A 17,260-nucleotide genomic window follows, 5' to 3' on the forward strand; every position below is an offset into this window, starting at 1 on the left:
CCGGGGGCGGCGGTCCATCCTGACTGACTGGTTCTCCTCAACGAGCGGACTGACTGTGTGGTGTTCGAGTACGGTCCAGATGGACGCGGCCATGCTCCTCGACTTTGATGCGGACATCGTCTGCTTCCAGTCCGGGGTCGCCGAGCTGCACTGGCGGCATGAGGGACAACAGGGAACGGTCCGGCCTGCGTTCTTCGCTCGCACACGCGATGGCCGGCGGCTCGTCATCCCTCATAGCTCCGTGGCCAGGCAAGCCGGTCTGGAGGAGCGGGTACTGCATCAGGCAGCTGCCGCGGCGAACTGGCAGATCCGTCCGCTTCAGGTACGCGAAGGAGTGCTTCAGTCCTCGCTTCGGTGCGCTGCCCACTTCCGCGGTGCCGAGTTCGCTCCTGGGGTCCAAGCCCGCCGGACGCTGCTGGACGTCTTCGCCGCGCCGCGCCCGCTGCTGGAGGGCGCGACCGCCGCAGGCCTGGGTCTCCAGGCTGCCGGTCATGTGTGGCACTTGCTGTGGACGGGAGCTCTGGACTTCGACCGGACCCTGCCGCTGCTCCCCACCTCGCGTATATGGGCTGCCAGCATCGGAAACGACTCTTCAAAGGACGACGGATGACCACGGCTGGACCGCAGACCGCAGCGGCGCAGCAGAATCGGCTACCGCTGGGTGCCCGGGTGCGGTGGCAGGGCGGTACGTACCAGGTCCTCGTCCTGCAGGGCGCGGAAGTGCAGCTGGGTTGTCTGGACGGACAGGGACACGACGCCCGTGCCCTGGTGGCTACTGTGGTCGGCGCTGACGACTACGCCCTGCTGGACGAGGGCGGGCAGGTGCAGGACGCCGTGCAGGTGGCGGACACCAGCGGACTGTCGTTGTTGTCGAAGGCCGAGCTTGCGGCGGTACGAGACTGGGAACGTCACCTGCGGGAGATCGACGACGGGATACCGCCGGATGCCGCAGAGGGCACGCTGCCGCGTCCCGGCTACGATCCGGCACGCTTCACGGTCCGCCAGCGCATCGCAGCCAAGGCCGCCGAGCTGAAAGCGCTGGGTTTCAAGAGCTCCTCGGTCAGCACGATCGAGCGTCGTCGGCGTGCCTACCAGGCACGTGGTGTATTCGGCCTGGTCCGTGACATCGTCCCCGGCTCGCCCTGGGGGCGTACGGACGAACGAGTGGTGCGGCTCCTGCTGGCCGAGGTAGAGGCGGGACGGGACGAGTCCGACGGACACGGCACCCGCCTGTACGAGCGGGTGCAGGCGGCCGTGGAGCGGGAGCATCCCGAGGAGTACGACCGGCTGATGATCTCCCGTGCCACCTTCTACCGGCTGCTGGAGCGGCTGGGTATCTCGGTGGACTCGCTGCGGTGGCCGACCCAGCGGCGGATGGACACGGCGAACGGCGCTACTGCCCCATACACGCCGACGTGGGCGCTCCGGCTGGGCGAACAGGTCCAGATCGACTCCACGGGTCTGGACATCATCGCGATCGGTGACGACGGCCGGCCTGTGCAGGTCGAGCTGACCGCGGCGATCGACGTGGCGTCGCGGTCCATCATCGGGGCGATGATCGTGCCGAAGGTTCCCGGTCGCGGCCCCAGGGGCCGGCGGCTGGGCGGGCGCGGCACCCGGTCCTTCGACGCGGTGCTGATGCTGGCGCAGGCCCTCGCGCCGATGCCCGGTCGGCCCGGCTGGTCGACATCGGCCATGGCAGAGAGATCTGAGATGCCTTATGCGGACCTGGTGGCCTGCGATCCGCGCATGGCCGGCGCCGCGGCCCGGCCGGTGATCCGGCCCCGGATGATCGTCGTCGACCACGGCAAGATCTTCAACAGCGAGCACTTCGACGATGTGTGCCGCATGCTCGGCATCAACGTGCGCCCGGCCCGAACTCGCACCGCCACCGACAAGGCCGTCATCGAAAGCACCTTCGGCGCGGTCAAGAAGCGATTCTCGCAGTACGTCGCCGGATACACCGGTTCCGATCTCGCCCGGCGCGGCAAGCACGTCGCCGAGGGCCCGCTGTGGAGCCTGAACGAGCTACAGGACCTGCTCAACGAGTGGATCGCCCTGGACTGGCAACAGAATCCGCACGACGGACTGCGCAGCCCCTTCCTGCCGGGGATCACGATCAGCCCGAACCGGATGTACGCGACGCTGGTAGCCGCCGAGGGCCACGTGCCGCTGCCGCTCACACCCCGCGAGAACCGCAAGCTGCTGCCATTCAAGCGGCTGAAGGTGACCGACAAGGGCATCACCATCGACAACCGCACCTACAACAGCGAAGCCCTGCAGGAGTACAGGAACCGGCACAGCCAGATCCCCGGACAGGGCATGAAGTGGCAGATCCGCTACAGCCCTTACGCCCCGCGGTTCGTGTGGCTCTACGACCACACCATCGACGACTGGGTGGAGGCCGAATTCATCCATCAGCGCCTGATCAGTGATGCCTGGACCCAGTGGACCTGGGAGCAGGCCACACTGCGTGTGCTGGAGGACGGCGGCCGCAAGGAGGACCAGCGACGCATCTCGCGTGAGGTGTCCGCGCTGCGTGAACGCGCCCGGCGCGGCCCCGACCCGAGGGCGAAACGGGTGCCTCACCTGTTCACCGGCCCCGTCCTGGACCTGAATGTGGACGTCCCCGATCCCTACGAAGGGATTCCGGACCCGGACCCGGCGACGGTCGTACGGGCACCGTCGCTGGCCATGGACGCCAAACACGTCCTGGCCGCGGGAGACACCACTCCCCCGGCTGCCCCGGCTATTTTGGAACAGTCGCAGGCGGCTGTACTCGCCGTCCCTGACAGCAGCGACAACGACAATCACGAGGACGAGCAAACCGACTGGTCTCGTCCGTCCGGTGCGGACCCGCTCAGCCTGCGCGGCAGTGCGGCCGACATCTTCGCCTTTGGCTACAGCCAACCTGCAACCCAGCCCATGACCAACAGCCCGAGACCCCACAGCAACGCATCCGACGATGACGCCGAGGACGGAGAGGTCTTGTGAGCCGAGAAGAACTGATCCGGGCTTTCAGCCCGGAGGTCGCTCATGCCGTGAGCCGGCCTATCGAGGCACCACTGCTGACCACTCGGGAGGGCTGGGACGCCGCTGCCTCACGCACGCTCAAAGCACCCGACCTCACGGACTGCGCTCCCAAAGGCACCCGGGTAGGGCCCCGCGACCCGCGGCTGATGTACCACGGCGAGATGCTGCCGGTGATCACCCCTGCGCTGCGCCGCGGTCTGCTCGACGCGCGGCGTCAGCTGCGCAAGAACCGCTTCAGCAGTGTCGGCCGCAGTACCAACATAATCATCGACGGGGACCGTGGTACTGGAAAGACCACCCTGCTCGTCCAGATCGGCCGCGGCTTCCAGGGGCTTATCGAGGCTGACCTCGGGCCCGACTCCAACCGCATCCCCGTCATGTACATCAGCGTCCCGCCCGAGCGGGAGACCAACCTGCACTGGTCTCTGCCCTTCGCCGAGTTCCTCGGCCTGAGCCACACCCTCAACCCAGGCGACCGCACCCGCCGACCGGCCGACATGACCGAACCCATCGCCCACGTCATGGCCCACGCCCGAACCCAGCTGATCCTCGTCGACGGTGTGGACCGCATCCAGGACCACGAGATCGTCGGCGCCTTCGACTACTTCGAGGCTCTCCAGGACCGCACCCGTACGACCTTCATCTTCTGCGGCACTGGGGCTCGAGAGATCGTGCACGACGCGCGCAACAGCAAGCGGCGCAAAAGCCTGCCGCCAGACGTCAAGGGCAGGAGCTCCTTCAGCGACCTTCCTGTGCTGTGGGCTGGCGCCATCCCCTACGGCGAGGACTGGCACAGCTGCGTCAAGGGGTTCGAAGAAGACCTGCGCCTACACGACCACCAGCCTCGCACCCTAGTCAGCCTCTCCCGCTACCTCCATAAGCGCACCGGCGGCTACATCGACTCCCTCAACGACCTGATCTGCCAGGCCGCCCAGGAAGCCATCGAAACCGCGCACGTGACTGGAACCGAAGCCATCACCAAGCATCTCCTCGACGACATCCGCATTGGCCGCGGCGACAGCCGCTGACCGCCCGGGTGCCGCGGGGAAACCGGCGGTACGAAAGACGATCGCGTCCGCTCTACTCCAGCCCCGATACGACTGCCGGCCGTGGGAGACAATCTGATCTGCTGGCCTGCCCAGAGGCCAACCCCCGGTGCCTGCCGACATTCTGGGTCATGAAGTGAAAGCTAGCCGTCTTCACTGGTGAGGGACCGATGCAGGACGAACATATCTACATGATCGGCGTCGTCCGTCCAATAGCCGTATCGGTCACCGAGCACACGGAGCAGTACTTCAGGTTTAAGGCTGCGTCGGCGGATAACCAGACCCAAGTTGCTGGCCGTAGCCAGGGCGGCACCGTGAAGATGTGATCTTAGAGCGCTTACCGTGAAGGCGTGGACCGGCACGGGCTCGTCATCGGGACGCTCGGCCGCCATCATGACGGCCCTGAGCCGCGTGCGGCATTCAGCGGAGTCGTTGAGGCCCGGCCGAAGGCCCTGCTGCTGAAGACGACGGTTGCCGACGAGATTGGCGATGGCAGTCAGAAGGTGCCAGTCCTTCCAGCCCTCTTCGCGTAGTAGCGCCGCAGTGCGGTTGAATTCCGGGTCAGCGCTCAGGCCCGGCAGTGTGTAGCGGATGATGGGCACCAGGGCCGCATAGCGGTGGCGGACATCCTCGATCGCGGCGCTGTGGTCGTATCCAGGACCCGGACCGGTCTTGGCTTCGAGGGCAGCAGACTTGGGCCGACTGTTGAGAGGTGCGTCGGCGCCGACGGCTAGATCAGGCAGTGCCGACATGGCTTCGTAGTCATCAGGCTTGAGGAAATCTGCCAGTTCGCCATAAGGGCGGCCGGCGACGAGCTTGTGCCACAGACCGCCTGCAAACCCCTCCTCAATGAGCTTCATGAACGCCTCGTCCGGGAGCAGCGACTGGGAGAGAAGCACACTCACGGTTACAGCGGTCAACTCCTTAGTAAGTGTTTCCAGTTCCTGGCTGCCGGCTGCGGCAAGTCGCACGATCCACCGATTGGCATCTGGGTCGGCGACCTGTTCACAGTCGGGATGCTGGTCGCGTGTCGCGACGGAATCAGCATGCACGTCGACTGTAAGACGGCCCGGCAGAAGCAGGGGGTCACGGGTAGCGAGCTCGGCAACGAGTACCTGCACCGCGGCGGTGAAGCCCTCGGCAGCCAGGACCGACAGCCGATCATTGGCACACGTGATCTCCCAATCGACACCGAGCGCGCTCCAGGCGTAGCGACGCCTCGGGCCGGCGTCGCTGAACGGCCTCCCCACTCCTTGAGTGTCGGCTTCGTCGATGTACACGCTCTCGGCCTCAGCGGACTTGCCGGGAATCGAGGCGACGATCTCGTCGATGGCGGCGTCGAAACCCACTGACGCCATGACTTCGCGGAGGAAGGGAGCGAAACGTGGGCGTACGGCGAGCGCAGCGCTCATCGTCAGGGCCTGGTTGGCCATCACGTCCCAGACGTACGGATAACGCTCAACGTTGAACGGTTCGTCAAGGTAGGCGTTTTGTGCCATCAGACCGATACGGAACAGATGGGTCGCTGACAGCGAGTTCCCGGCCTGATGGTCGTATTGGGCAGCAAGGATGATGCCTTGCGGGACGAAACGCGTCAGTTCCTGGTCTGGTGCAGACCCCGATGCAGCGGCGGCGGCCAGTGCGCATTGTTTGGCCGCCACTGCCAAGCCGAGCTCACTGTAGATCCGTGAGCACAGCAGCAGCATCGTCAGTCCCCCCTCCAGGGTTTCGCCGTGCCACCAGTTGATCTTGGCATCGTGGATCTCCCGCAGCGCGTCGAGGAGGCGGTCGCTCTTGGCCAAGGCCAGGCCGCGGGCCTGCGCCCGCTCACCTCGCGCCGACTGCCCGGCAACCCGGTCGGTTGCTGTATCGAGCAGGTCGCGAACCTCCCGGTACAGCGGATGGTCCACCAGCAGAGGTGCAAGCAGGTCAAAGAAGTCCGCGACATGCTCGACGGGAAACAGCGGGGCATCGTCCAGGTGCCGTCCCAGCCGTGCCAGCGTCTGCATGCCGGTTTCGATGTCGGCGAAAGCCGGCCGAGTGGTCTCAAACTCGGGCATACACTGCCTGCCCGCCATCGCCTCGCGAACTCGAGCGGTGACCTCTGCAATGGTAGGCAGATCCTGCGGGATCTCTCGCGGCTCAGCAGGCACCTCCGGATGCAGGGCCAGCCGCGCCCGCAGCGCGAGAAGGTGCGCTGTGGCGTTCGGTGCGGGGCTAGCCTCCAGCAGGCGGTCGGTCTTCTCCTCCAAGTTGCTTTGCAAAACCCGCAGTTCATCCGAGGTGATAGTGGTCAGGGCGCGTCTCAGAGCCCCGAAGGTGTACCCGAGGAGTACGACAGCATCCTCGAGCAGCCCGGGGTCGTCGAGCGAGTCGTCCGTTATCACCCCGGTGAAAAAGTCGCGGGCCAGATCATCCACCGGCCGCATCGTCTCAAGGCCGCGCAGTGTTGCGACCACGATCTCGTAGCGGGTGCGCAGCGCAGTATGTCCCCCGGACGTGGCATCAAGCAGAGCACGGGCGTGGCCGAGCCAGTCCGGCAGATCAGCACGGGCTTCGGCGTGGAACGTGGCGTGGCGCAGTGGCACCTTCAGGTCGATCAGGTCACCCAGAGTGGAACCTGGCTCCTCGCGCTCGTGCCACCGCTCGCGGGCCTGGATGTACCAGTCGGGAAGGGCCCCGGCGCTCTCCGGTCGGGCAGGGGCAAGGTCCGACGACAGATGCAAGTACTGCACGGCGAGGTAGAAGAGGTCGTGGTCGGCAAGATGCGCAGCGAGCGCAGGTGCATCCCAGATGTCCAGCTCCACCCGGTGTGCCCGCGCCGCCTCCTCGATCAGTTTGTGTTTCTTCCCGGAAGGGATAGGAGCCACCGTGAAGTAGATGACACGGTGAACAGCCGTGCCCTGGCCGCAGATCGACGCAAGGTCGTTGCGGATCTTCGACGGCACCTCAGCCTTCTGGATCGTGCAAGCCATCACGACACGCTCCATCGAAGCCAGTGCTTCGAAGACAGAGGTTCCCGGCAGCTCGCGAGGAATGTTCGTCCAATGGCTCTCAGCGTCCCGGCCCTGGTCGCCCCCGCTGCTGACAGGCCCCGTCGCAGGATGCATGTTGCTGGTGATCCGCCGACGCGCCAGGCCAAGGCACAGCAACTCGAACTCGTGGTGGCTGTTGGTCTCAGCAAGGGTGTCCAGTTCGAACCGGATACGTCGCTCGAGCTGCACGGCATCGTCGGCCATACCCCTACCCCCACATCGAACCAGTCACAGCACCGCTCCCCAGTGTCAGGCACGACACTGACAGCGCCTGAATCAGCATCGTCCGCTGACGCCGAACCCGCCCGGGACCCTAGGCGCCAAGGTAACGCCCCGCCCGCCTCAAGCCTCGGTGTTTGGCAACGCTCAACTAAAGAGCGAGGCACGTCAGGGGCGCTTACCTGTCTCTTGGACGAAACTGCACTTCAAGCCTGCGCTCCCTCCCGCCGTCAGCGCCCCGCCAACGGACCGCCACGGCTACACTCCCAGCATCCTGCCCAAACTTCTTCGACACATAAGGTCATCTCAACCGAGATGACGAGGCCTCTCATCCTTTGAAGTCGTGCAGTTCATGGGCACATTGCACGCGGCAAGCCCAGCAAATCACCCTGGCAACGCCAGAATTACGAACAAAGATCATCTTCTCAGTTTATGAAGTGTCGCAGGTCAAAGGATTAGAGCTCGGGAGGCTGCTTCAATCTCATTGAGAGGACACACCCGATCAGGGAACGCCGGGGCTCGTCGGGGGCTGTCAGCTTCCCGTTCGCCGCAGTGCAGGCGATCCACTGGAGCAGGGTGGTCTTGCCGCTGCCGGCCAGCCCTTTGATGAGCGTCGGGCCGCTGCGCCGCAGGGCCCGCTCGGCGCGCTCCACCCGCTGGCCCCGGCCGTCGGGCTCGGACAGTTCCAGGGAGAGGTATGCGGCGTCAAGCGGCCAGCTCGACGCGGCGGGCCCGCGGAGGTCCAGCCCGACCACGGTGAGGCTGCCGTGCCGGGTCTTGAGGTAGTTGCGGTAGCGGGTCTCGAAGTCGGCGTCCCCGGCGGGGGCCCGCCGGGCGGGCCGGGTCCGGTCTGGCGGCGGGACGGTGAGGCATGCCTGCCGCATGGTCAGCAGCGCCTCCAGGCTCAGGCCGAGCACGGGGGCGAGGGCGGCGAGCGTCTCCTTGCTGGGCACCGACTCGGAGTTGAAGGCCTGGCTGACGGTGGTCCGGCTCAGCCCGGACAGGGCGGCCACGGAGGTGGCCGTCTGTCGCTTGCGTAGCTTGGCGCTCTGCAGGACCGCGCGCAGGTTGGCCAGCGGGCTCTGTTCGTCCATCGGCCCTCGAACCTCCGGGTGTTCAGGACTGTTCATTCTGGACCGCCCGCACAGCAGCGCACAGCGGAACGCGGAAGGTGGTGGTCACGGGCGGTGCCGGACAAGCCGGAACCGCCCTCCACAGAAGGAGAGTTCCATGATGATGGTGACCTTCGGCGCCCGGGACGTGCTCTTCGGCATGGCCGTCCTCGTCGCACTGCTGCTCGCCCTTCTCGCGGCCGTCGCGGCTGGGGTGCTCGCCCGGTCGGACGGGGCCACGGTGCCGGCTGCGGTCTCCCGGGCGGGGGTGGCCATCGCCACGACCCTGGGGGTGGCGGCGAGCCTGCTCGCGCTCTTCAGGCGGTGAAGCGCCCAGTTGCCAGTGGGCGCCAGCGGGGGCGTCCGCCACCGCCGTACGGCCAGCATCCGAAGCGGAGCTCGCTTCCGCACGCTGACCAGAAATGACACGCCCCTGTACTGATCCCGGGATCAGCAGGGCGCGATGTCCTCAGAACCGCTGAGAAACAGGGCGTTTGGGTAGGAGGCGCCGGGGTCAGACGCGTGGGTGCCGCAGGCCGCCTCTGAGCACCCTCAGATGTCGGTGTACGGGGGGATCACGCGGACAATGGCGATGAGGTGGAGGCGGGGCAGGGGAAGGGCGTAGAACCATCCGTCGGTCAGGAGGGGGATGCGGCGCAGGCCTCCGGGGACGCCTTTGCGAGCCCCGTCACCGATGTCGGTGACGTCCACGCCGACGTCGGCGAGTGCGACGAGTTCGTGGGCCAGGCGCTCGACCTCGGCGATGACGTGGTGGGGCAGGCCTTTGACGACGTGTTCGGCATCCGGGTCGTACTCCCACCGCCAGCTGCTCAAGACTCCCCGCCGTGTGGCAGGCCGGCCTCGGCCGCGGCTTTGTCGAGGATCCGGCCGATTTCGGCCGCGATCATCCGCCCGTCCTCTGGGTCGGTGACGTGCGCGGCGCGGGCTTCAAGGTGGCGCAGCCGCGCGGCTAGTTCCGGATGCCGCTCGATGGCAATCTGCAGGGCCCACTGCCGTAGGAAGCGGTGCATGGGGGCGGAGCTGACCTGTTCGCGGGCGCGAGCGACGGCGGCTGCTCGTTCGGCGTCGAAGGTGGCCACCGCGTCCGGTGCGATGCGGGTCAGTGTGGCCCGCAGTTCCTCGACCGTGGTCGGCGGCTGCGGGGCCCAGCCGTGCGGATGCTCGGCTGCGGTACTCACGCGGCATCCTGCTGGTCGTCGCAGTCTCGGCGGCGGTGAGCTGCAGCGAGTGTGGACACGTGCTGGCGGGACCACCCGACCTGGGCGGCGACCGCGGCAGGTCCGCCCCGCTCGTAGCCGGCAGCAATCCGTCCAGCGGCCTCGCTCAGGGCAGCGCGTGCCTGGTCCAGCGTGGCCGCAGCCTCTTCAACTTTTTGTGTGAGCTGGTCCAGCTCACGTGTTTCATCCGGATCCAGCGCCAGGCGGGGCGGCCGGGGGGCAGTCGTCATGGACCGAGCCTGCCTCACCCCACCCACAAACGCAAGCGCACTTGACATTGACCGCATGGTGGCACCTTCCTCCGCACACGGTGCCATCCACCATGCTGCCGCGATCCACCCCGTCCAGGCCGCCCTCCTCAAGGCCGGCCCTCCCCGGACCTCCCCACAGCCGCCAACTACGAGCTCGGGCAGCACCACACCCGCCGCGCCCACACCGCACCGGACCCGGCACAGCCGGCCGCCGGGGGCCGCCGGCCGCCGATATGCAAGAACCGCAGCCCCCGCCAAGACCGACTGACTGGCAACCGGCTCGGACAGCGGCGGGTATCCGGACGTCATCAGCAAGGACTCCCTGGGGGTGGTGGTCAGCGGGTGTGGGCGGGACCCGGCCGGTACGGCGGACTCTGACCGGGACGCGGGCGGGCCGGTGCACCGGTATCGGGTCCGGCCGTCTGCAGGCCACGGCCCGCGGTGCGCGTCACCCGGCCGGTACGGGACTTCGTCCCCGGCGGCCGGGGCGGGGTACCCGCAAGGCCGGCGGCCTCGCGCACCCGCACGGCCGCCTCGGCGGCGGCTTTCGCCTGCGCCCGGAACTCCTGCGCGCGATGCCAGGCAGCGGCCCTCCACCGCCTCCACGAGCGCGATCAGGAGCGTCAGCACCACCGCGGCGCCGCCACCCCGGGCCACACGCGGCGCGTGCTCCAACGCCCGTGTGGAGGCCCGCCAGCCGGGGCGCGGCCCTCCAGAGCCCGGGCGCCGGGGGCGCGGGCGGCCTGCTCGAAAGCATCGGCAGCCGCCCGGACCCGGTCTCGGACAAGCGCCGGGAGTGTGCGGCTGCGACGGCCAGGAGGTCGCCGAGTGCGGCGACATCACCGGCACCCTCCGCTTGTCCGGCGCGGCCCAGCAGTGCGGAGGCCTCCCGGATCCGGTGCTCCGCTCGCGCCCAGTCCGCGGGGGGGCGACGTGTGGGGTGAAGCGCTCGCGGACCCGGGGCAGGGACAGGTCGTAGGCGAGGGTCGAACCGGCAAACCACACCGGACGGGAACCGCGGTCCGCCCGGTCACCGGGCAGGGCCACCGAGTACCCGACGAGGGTGCCGTCGTCGCCGTGTCGCTCGCGTACACGCAGGCCCGCGTCGCGCAGCCGGTCGAGGAAATCGGAGTCGCTCTGCGCGAGGGCGGCCGCCGTCCGGACGGTGCGCTGCAGCACCTCCCGGGCGGCCCAGGCGTGGACGAGGTTGGGCCAGATCTACCGGACGGTGATGGACCGGTCGCTCAGGGGGCGGCTGTACTTGGCGTCGACATGACTCTGGTCGACCGGGTAGATCTCCATGCGGCTGCCCCGGCCGTCGTTGTCAAGGTGGCGGACAAGCCATCCGGAGCGGATCAGGTTCTCCCGCCGGCGCCACCAGTACGCCCCCGTCCCTGGTGAGTCGGGAGCGGATCGACGCGGATGCTTAGACCGTGTCCTACATGGTGAGGTTGAGGAAGCGTTTGTAGCAGCAGATGGCTGCGGCCAGGCCGAGGAAGGCCAGGTAGTTGCGGGGATGGCGTTCGTAGCGGTGGTTGAGCCGGCGGTAGCCGGTCAGCCAGGACATCGTCCGCTCGATCACCCACCGCCGACGCCCTAATCGTTCGCTCGACTCGATGCCCTTGCGGGCGATGCGGACGCCGATCCGTTTGCCGCGGAGCCATCTCCGCAGTTCAGGTATGTCGTATGCCTTGTCGGCATGGAGGCGCTGGGGCTTGAAGTGGCGGCCGCGGTGGGGGTCATGTCTCGTTTGGTGACCGAGCACCATGGGCTTCAGCGCCTGGCTGTCGTGGGCGTTGGCGGCCGAGACGCCGACGACCAGGGGCAGTCCGGCCGCGTCCGACAGGACGTGCATCTTGGAGCCCGGCTTGCCCCGGTCCACGGGACTCGGGCCTGTGAGTTCGCCCCCTTTTTGGCCCGTACGTGGGCGGAGTCGAGGACGGCTCGGGACAGGTCGAGCAGACCGGCGTCGTCGAGCCGGTACATGATCTCTTCGTGCAGCTGGCCCCAGACTCCGGCGGTGAGGTCGACGGTCATGGGGCGACGCTGGCTGTGGCTCGGCGTGGCTGGGGACAGGGTGTACGTCCGATGGGTAGTGCCGTCCTGGTCACCCGTTGCTTTGTGGCAGTGAGTTGCCTGGCACGTTGACGCCTTCGATACCCCGTGACATCGGCATCGCCATCGAAGATTCTTATTCCTGAGAGGGCGCCACCAAAACGGCGCACTGCCACAACTACGGGAAGAGGTGTCACGGATGAACGAGAACGTGATTGTCGAGAACGAGATGGGGACCATCGAGATCTCCGACGAGCAGATCGAGGCCCTGCTTTGGCCGCGCTGCCTGTCGGCGATCCCGGCGGACGTCCTCTCTCGGATTTCCTAGCCTCATGATATGACGCTTGAAGGCGTCCTGAATCGGAAGGATTCTTCCTGATGCGCGTCACATACAGTGACAACACCTGTTTGGTGGTGGATGACTTTCTTGATCAGGACGCCTTTCGGCGTTTGAGCAAGAGCGTTCAGTACATTGATTACTCCTCTATCCATGGCACTGGATGGAACAAGCCGTATGGCCCGCCGGGACTCCCGATTATTCAAAGTGCGGGGGTGCTGCGCGGCGAGAAGGAGTCGACGCCTGCGGGCCTGGGGCTCATTGGCTCGTTCGTCGAGAACCTGCGCAGCGCGCAAGCGCCTCTGAGTAAGGGGCCGGGCGCTGACGTGGTGGGGAGCCGCATCCTGACGGGGAAGGTGGTGGCCATGGGGGCTGGTGCCGGCCTGTTCTGGCATGCAGACACCGATCAGGTGAGCGGTGCGTACATCTACTACCTGCATCCGCGCTGGGACTCGTCCTGGGGTGGCGAGCTCATGGTCATGGATGGCGACTCCCAGCTCGGCGTCGCAGCCCAGACCCAAGCCGCGGTCGACGACGGCGGCCAGCCGGACTACGAGGCCGTCGGTGCCGTGATCGGGCCGGACTTTCGCACCGATCCGGCCGAGGAGCGTCGCATGCAAATAGGTGCTGGCCGCTTCTACGCCGCACGCCCCAACCGTCTGGTAATCATCAACGGTCAGGCGGAGCACCGCGTCAATCCGGTTCTCCCCGCAGCCGGGGATAATTTTCGCTGCAGCCTCGTCGGATTTGCAATCAAGTGAACCAAACGACACTCGTCACGCGGCATGACCGTCTGCCGGTTTTCGACCTCACCGAGGATCCTGGTGATGTGTTCGCGGAAACTGCCTATCAAGCTCTCGCGTCCGCGCCGCCCATCGCGCGTACTTCGCGGGGAGAGTTCTTGGTGACCGGGCATCCCGAGGCAGTTCGGATTCTCCGTGACCCTCACGCCGAGCCGCGGTTCGACTATCCGACCACCGGAAGTCGGTGGAACCAGCTCGCAGAACGGTTCTTCGTCTTCCTCGACGGCCCTACTCATCGGCGCCTGCGGTCCGCGTTCGATGTGGAGTTCACGCGTCGGGCGATCGAGAAGGCGCCGCTGCAGACGATCAGTGAGTTTCGAGCCGCAGCGTTCATGGCACAGCTCGGCCGGCAGGGGACGGCTGACGCCATCACGGATTTCGCCGTGCCGTGCACGGTGGAGATTCTCTGCCGTGTTCTTGGCGTCGAGGACGCGGCGGTCCCGGGTGTGGTGGACCTGGCTGCCCGTGTTCGCTCGACTGGAGACCAGGACGGTGGCTTCCTCGATCGAGTGGCTTCCGAGCTGGAATCGGTGGCCGATCTCCTTGTGGAGGCAGGCCGAATCAATCATCGGATGTTGACACGTATCGAGGAGGCGTGCGGAAACGATCGCGCGCTCGTGCGTGCGACTGTTTCTCTGTTGCTTCTGGCAGGGTTCGAGACCAGCGCCAACCTGTTCGCGAACATCGTGTTCGCGCTCCTGTGGGACCCGCGCCGCGTGCGGACGCTCGTCAGAGCGGGGCCGGAGGTCCTGCATACGGCTGTCGAGGAGTTGCTGCGCCTGTACTCCCCCGCCCATGTGGTGGCACGCACGGCGCGCCAGCCCATCGAGGTCAATGGCACTGTGCTGCCGGAGGGAGCGCGCATCGCTGTGTTCCTGCGGCTGTGCAACACGGACGGTCGTGTCTTTCCCAACCCTCACCTGATGGACCTGCAAAGAGCCCCGAATCCTCACCTGAGCTTTTCCCACGGCCGCCACTACTGCCTTGGGGCGACGTTGGCGCGCATCGAGATGGCGGAGATGCTCCGGGCCCTCATGCCGTTTCTGGCCGGACTGGACCTCGCTGGATCCGCCCCTGCGTGGACCGAACAGGCCCTGGGGCGCTCGCTCGTCACCCTCCCTGTCCGGCTGAGGACGCCGGACACCGACGCATCGTTAGGAGATGGGCCGTGAACGTCGCTACGCACGTCACCATCGGCAACTTGCGGTCGGTGTATCGCGTCGGGCTGGGCGGCAACAAGCTCTGTGGCCCCGACGTCTGGGGTCCCCCGCGTGATGTCGACGGCGCGGTCGCCATGGTGCGTGTGGCCTGCGACAGCGGGATCGAGCTCATCGACACTGCGGGCTCCTACGGTCCCGGTTGGTCCGAGGAGATCATCGGCCGGGCATTGGACGGTTGGGCCGACCCGCCGCTCGTGGCGACGAAGGTGGGGAAGCACCGCGGGGCCGACCGCGGCTGGGTTCTCGACGCCACGCCGTCCAGACTCGTCGGGGAGGTCCATGCGTCGCTCGCCCGCCTGAAGCGGGAGCGTCTCGACCTTGTGCAACTCCACGGTGTCGATCCCCGGGTGCCGCTCGACGAATCGCTCGGCGCTCTGTGGGACCTGCGTGCCAAGGGCTCCATCGGTGAGGTCGGCGTCTGCAACGTATCGGCCGGGCAGCTGACGCATGCATTGGGCACCGGGCCCGTGGCGTCGGTGCAGAACCGGTTGTCCCCGCAACAGGTGGACTCGTCCACTCTTGCGGTACTGGACACGGCCGCTGCCGCCGGAGTCGTCTTCCTGGGGCACCAGCCGTTCGACCACGGGCGTGTCTTCTTGTCGGACGTCTTGGGGCACGTACCCCACCGATTGGGGCGTAGCGCCCCTGGACAATTGCTTTTGAGGCTGCTTCTGCAGCTCGGGCCCCATGTCGTCCCCCTACCCGGTTCGGGCGACGTGGCGCATGTCCGGGCCAATCTCGGTGCGCTGCGTCTCGCGCTGGCCGAGCCCGAACTGATGGGCATCCTCCATGAGTTGCCGGACTCGGTGGTGTTCCGGGAGCGGATCGGGGGAGGTCGCGGTATAACCGATCCCCTACCGCCTCGGTTGGGCGCGGTCCCGCGCACGACCCTCGAGGTGCCGCAACAGCAGATATCCCAGAACGGGGATCCTCGGGCCCGCGACGAACTCATCCGGCGCACGGAACAGCTGCCGGGGGTCCGTGTCCAGCGCACACTTCTGGCGATCCCCGGCAGCGTCGCCTTCCATGTGACCGGCGATCCCGGGCAGCACGGGCTCATGGCAGGGACGGAGTTCTTGCACTTCCACCCTCCCCACGATGGCTCCCTCCATGCTGTCTTCAGCCCCGAGGACCATGCCGAACTGCTCGCCAAGGGGTGGGCTCTGCCCCATCTCCTCGCCCGGCACGTCGTCCACGAACGGTCGCTCCTGATCTGGGCGCCCCGGGATGCGGCCGAGCTGGAGGTCTGCTGGCACATCGTCCAACGCGCTCATCGGTACGCCATGTCGGTCACGCGCCGGCAGGAAGCAGGGGCACTGCCATGAATGTCGGCATCATAGGAGCCGGCCCCTTCGGGTTGGCCCTGGCGGCCCGCTCGGCACGACACGGGATCAAGGTGCGGGCAACGACTCGGGACCTGGAAGGCGCGGCAGCACGCGCCCACGTCCATCCCGAGTTGGCCGGGTGCTCCTCGTTCCTCACCAGCATGGCCGAGCTGTTGGCGACGAGCGATCTGCTGGTACTGGCAGTTCCCCACCCCGTGGCAGTGCGTCTCAGCCGGCGCTTCCCCGCTTTCGCCGCAGGACGGACGATCGTCGATGCGACCAACCCCTGGAGCCCGGCGCCAAGCGCCCCCTTCACGGCGGGGGCCGGCTGCCTCGACATAGCCCGTGCCCTGCCCTACGCCCGGGTCGTCAAGGCGTTCAACACGGTGAGCGTCGCGAGCCTGCGGTCCGACACGGTCAGCACCGTTCCCTATGCCACGGACGAGGCCTCAGCCGCCCGGGCCGTCGAGGATCTGGCGCGCCGCCTTGCACTGCGTCCGGTGCCCGTGGGGCCGCTCGTTCATGCCACCCACCTCGAAAGCTCGGCCTTCATCCGTCACTTGATCTCACAGGAGTCACCGTCATGACCTCAACAGCGCCCGGGCGGCCGACCGACTGCACCCGCCGGATCATCGTGGTGGGGACCGGAATGCTGCCTCCCCGAGACCTCACCGCCGCAGGAGCGGAGGCTATTCGTTCGGCCGATGCCGTCGTGTACTCGGCCACCTGGCCGGGCATCAAGCAGTGGCTGTCGAACGTGGGCGGACGACAGATCATTGACATCTCCCACCTCTACCAGCTCAACGAAGTCGACATGGACAACTACGACGCCATCCTTCGCGCCCTGCTCGACCTGGCTCGTGAGCACCGGAGCGTTGCCTACCTCGTGCCGGGCACCCCGCACCTCGGTGTGTCGAACACCAGCACCCTCGTGCAGATCGCGCGCGACACCGACGGCTTGGAGGTCGAGGTGATCCCCGGTGTCTCCAGCTTCGACACCATCGCCACGGACCTCGATGTCGACTACCTGTCCCGCGGCACGACCGTCATCGATTCCAACCGTCTTCTGATGTACCGGGTCAAGCTCGACCCGACTTTGGGCGTCCTGATCTACCACCCCGCCTCGGTCGGCAACGCCCGCGTCGACTACGAGACGCCGTGGAGCTCGAACAACCTGGTACTGCTGCAGGACTACCTGCTGAACGCCTTCGACGCACAGCACCCCTACTACGCCGTGCTCTCCGCCTCTGCCCCCGGGCGCCACGCGGAGGTCACGCGGGGAGAGCTGGGCCGGCTGGCCGCTGATGCTCGGGTCTTCCAGTACGGTTCCTCGCTGTACCTTCCCCCGTCCACGGACTTCGACTTGGATGAGGAGTTCGTCCGTCGCCTCGCGCAGACCATGGCCGCCTAGTTACGGACCGGTCCTTCCCGCCCGTCCTGCGGCCACGACCCCATCGCCGGGACGCAGCTGTGCGATCACTTTCGTGGACCTGTGGCCACCGCCGTTGCGCAACCAGCAGTAGCCGTTCCGGGTCCCTGCGCCTCCCGGAACGGTCGTGCCGCAACGAAAGCCTTAGGCCAGCAGG

Annotated in this window: 14 protein-coding genes and 1 pseudogene; 10 read left to right on the forward strand and 5 right to left on the reverse strand. The window is 67.2% G+C overall.

The genetic code is table 11. The annotated features are described in order from the left end of the window. Positions 1–79: 79 nt before the first annotated feature. From OG386_RS00310 to OG386_RS00320, 3 genes are all read left to right on the forward strand, one after another. Positions 80–610, forward strand: coding sequence for a hypothetical protein (locus OG386_RS00310; protein ID WP_328786174.1), 531 nt, complete (start codon positions 80–82; stop codon positions 608–610). Beyond that, positions 607–2,994: a Mu transposase C-terminal domain-containing protein gene (locus OG386_RS00315; RefSeq protein ID WP_328786175.1), complete on the forward strand. Its 2,388-nt coding sequence runs from the start codon at positions 607–609 to the stop codon at positions 2,992–2,994. Before OG386_RS00310 ends, OG386_RS00315 begins: the two co-directional genes overlap by 4 nt. Before the next feature lie 200 nt (positions 2,995–3,194). Continuing rightward, the gene (locus tag OG386_RS00320) at positions 3,195–4,061 is read left to right on the forward strand and encodes an AAA family ATPase (RefSeq protein WP_328786176.1); all 867 of its coding nucleotides are present in this window, start codon (positions 3,195–3,197) and stop codon (positions 4,059–4,061) included. A gap of 161 nt (positions 4,062–4,222) precedes the next feature. Here the strand turns inward: OG386_RS00320 and OG386_RS00325 are convergent, their stop codons facing one another. Beyond that, entirely contained in the window at positions 4,223–7,318 is a 3,096-nt protein-coding gene (locus OG386_RS00325) for a hypothetical protein (protein ID WP_328786177.1), read from the reverse strand. Positions 7,319–7,788: 470 nt separating this feature from the next. Next, positions 7,789–8,427 (reverse strand): helix-turn-helix domain-containing protein, encoded by a 639-nt coding sequence (locus OG386_RS00330; RefSeq protein ID WP_328786178.1) that lies wholly within the window; start codon positions 8,425–8,427, stop codon positions 7,789–7,791. A 136-nt stretch (positions 8,428–8,563) separates the two neighbouring features. Between OG386_RS00330 and OG386_RS00335 the strand changes: the two genes are divergently transcribed. After that, positions 8,564–8,773: a hypothetical protein gene (locus OG386_RS00335; RefSeq protein WP_328786179.1), complete on the forward strand. Its 210-nt coding sequence runs from the start codon at positions 8,564–8,566 to the stop codon at positions 8,771–8,773. A gap of 224 nt (positions 8,774–8,997) precedes the next feature. Here the strand turns inward: OG386_RS00335 and OG386_RS00340 are convergent, their stop codons facing one another. The 3 genes and pseudogenes from OG386_RS00340 to OG386_RS00350 all read right to left on the reverse strand — a co-directional run. Further along, a complete protein-coding gene (locus tag OG386_RS00340) occupies positions 8,998–9,279 on the reverse strand; it encodes a hypothetical protein (RefSeq protein ID WP_328786180.1) in 282 nt (93 codons plus the stop codon). Continuing rightward, complete coding sequence (locus OG386_RS00345) at positions 9,276–9,644, reverse strand: DUF6247 family protein (RefSeq protein ID WP_328786181.1); 369 nt, start codon at positions 9,642–9,644, stop codon at positions 9,276–9,278. The genes OG386_RS00340 and OG386_RS00345 overlap by 4 nt, the downstream gene beginning before the upstream one ends. Before the next feature lie 1,728 nt (positions 9,645–11,372). Further along, positions 11,373–11,953: pseudogene (locus tag OG386_RS00350) on the reverse strand (IS5 family transposase); the annotation flags it as partial. Positions 11,954–12,188: 235 nt separating this feature from the next. On the opposite strand from OG386_RS00350, the gene OG386_RS00355 reads away from it, so the two are divergent. The 6 genes from OG386_RS00355 to OG386_RS00380 are packed head-to-tail and all read left to right on the forward strand — an operon-like array spanning position 12,189 to position 17,085. Then, on the forward strand, positions 12,189–12,317 hold the full coding sequence (locus tag OG386_RS00355) for a hypothetical protein (protein WP_328786182.1): 129 nt from the start codon (positions 12,189–12,191) through the stop codon (positions 12,315–12,317). A 50-nt stretch (positions 12,318–12,367) separates the two neighbouring features. Next, positions 12,368–13,087, forward strand: a complete 720-nt coding sequence (locus OG386_RS00360; RefSeq protein ID WP_328786183.1) for a 2OG-Fe(II) oxygenase — start codon at positions 12,368–12,370, stop codon at positions 13,085–13,087. Further along, positions 13,084–14,301 (forward strand): cytochrome P450, encoded by a 1,218-nt coding sequence (locus OG386_RS00365; RefSeq protein WP_328786184.1) that lies wholly within the window; start codon positions 13,084–13,086, stop codon positions 14,299–14,301. Before OG386_RS00360 ends, OG386_RS00365 begins: the two co-directional genes overlap by 4 nt. Next, positions 14,298–15,674, forward strand: a complete 1,377-nt coding sequence (locus OG386_RS00370; RefSeq protein WP_328786185.1) for an aldo/keto reductase — start codon at positions 14,298–14,300, stop codon at positions 15,672–15,674. Before OG386_RS00365 ends, OG386_RS00370 begins: the two co-directional genes overlap by 4 nt. Continuing rightward, on the forward strand, positions 15,671–16,261 hold the full coding sequence (locus OG386_RS00375) for an NADPH-dependent F420 reductase (protein ID WP_328786186.1): 591 nt from the start codon (positions 15,671–15,673) through the stop codon (positions 16,259–16,261). Before OG386_RS00370 ends, OG386_RS00375 begins: the two co-directional genes overlap by 4 nt. Then, on the forward strand, positions 16,258–17,085 hold the full coding sequence (locus OG386_RS00380) for an SAM-dependent methyltransferase (RefSeq protein WP_328786187.1): 828 nt from the start codon (positions 16,258–16,260) through the stop codon (positions 17,083–17,085). Before OG386_RS00375 ends, OG386_RS00380 begins: the two co-directional genes overlap by 4 nt. Positions 17,086–17,260: the final 175 nt, after the last annotated feature.

This window comes from Streptomyces sp. NBC_00273 (genome assembly GCF_036178145.1).
Lineage (GTDB): Bacteria > Actinomycetota > Actinomycetes > Streptomycetales > Streptomycetaceae > Streptomyces.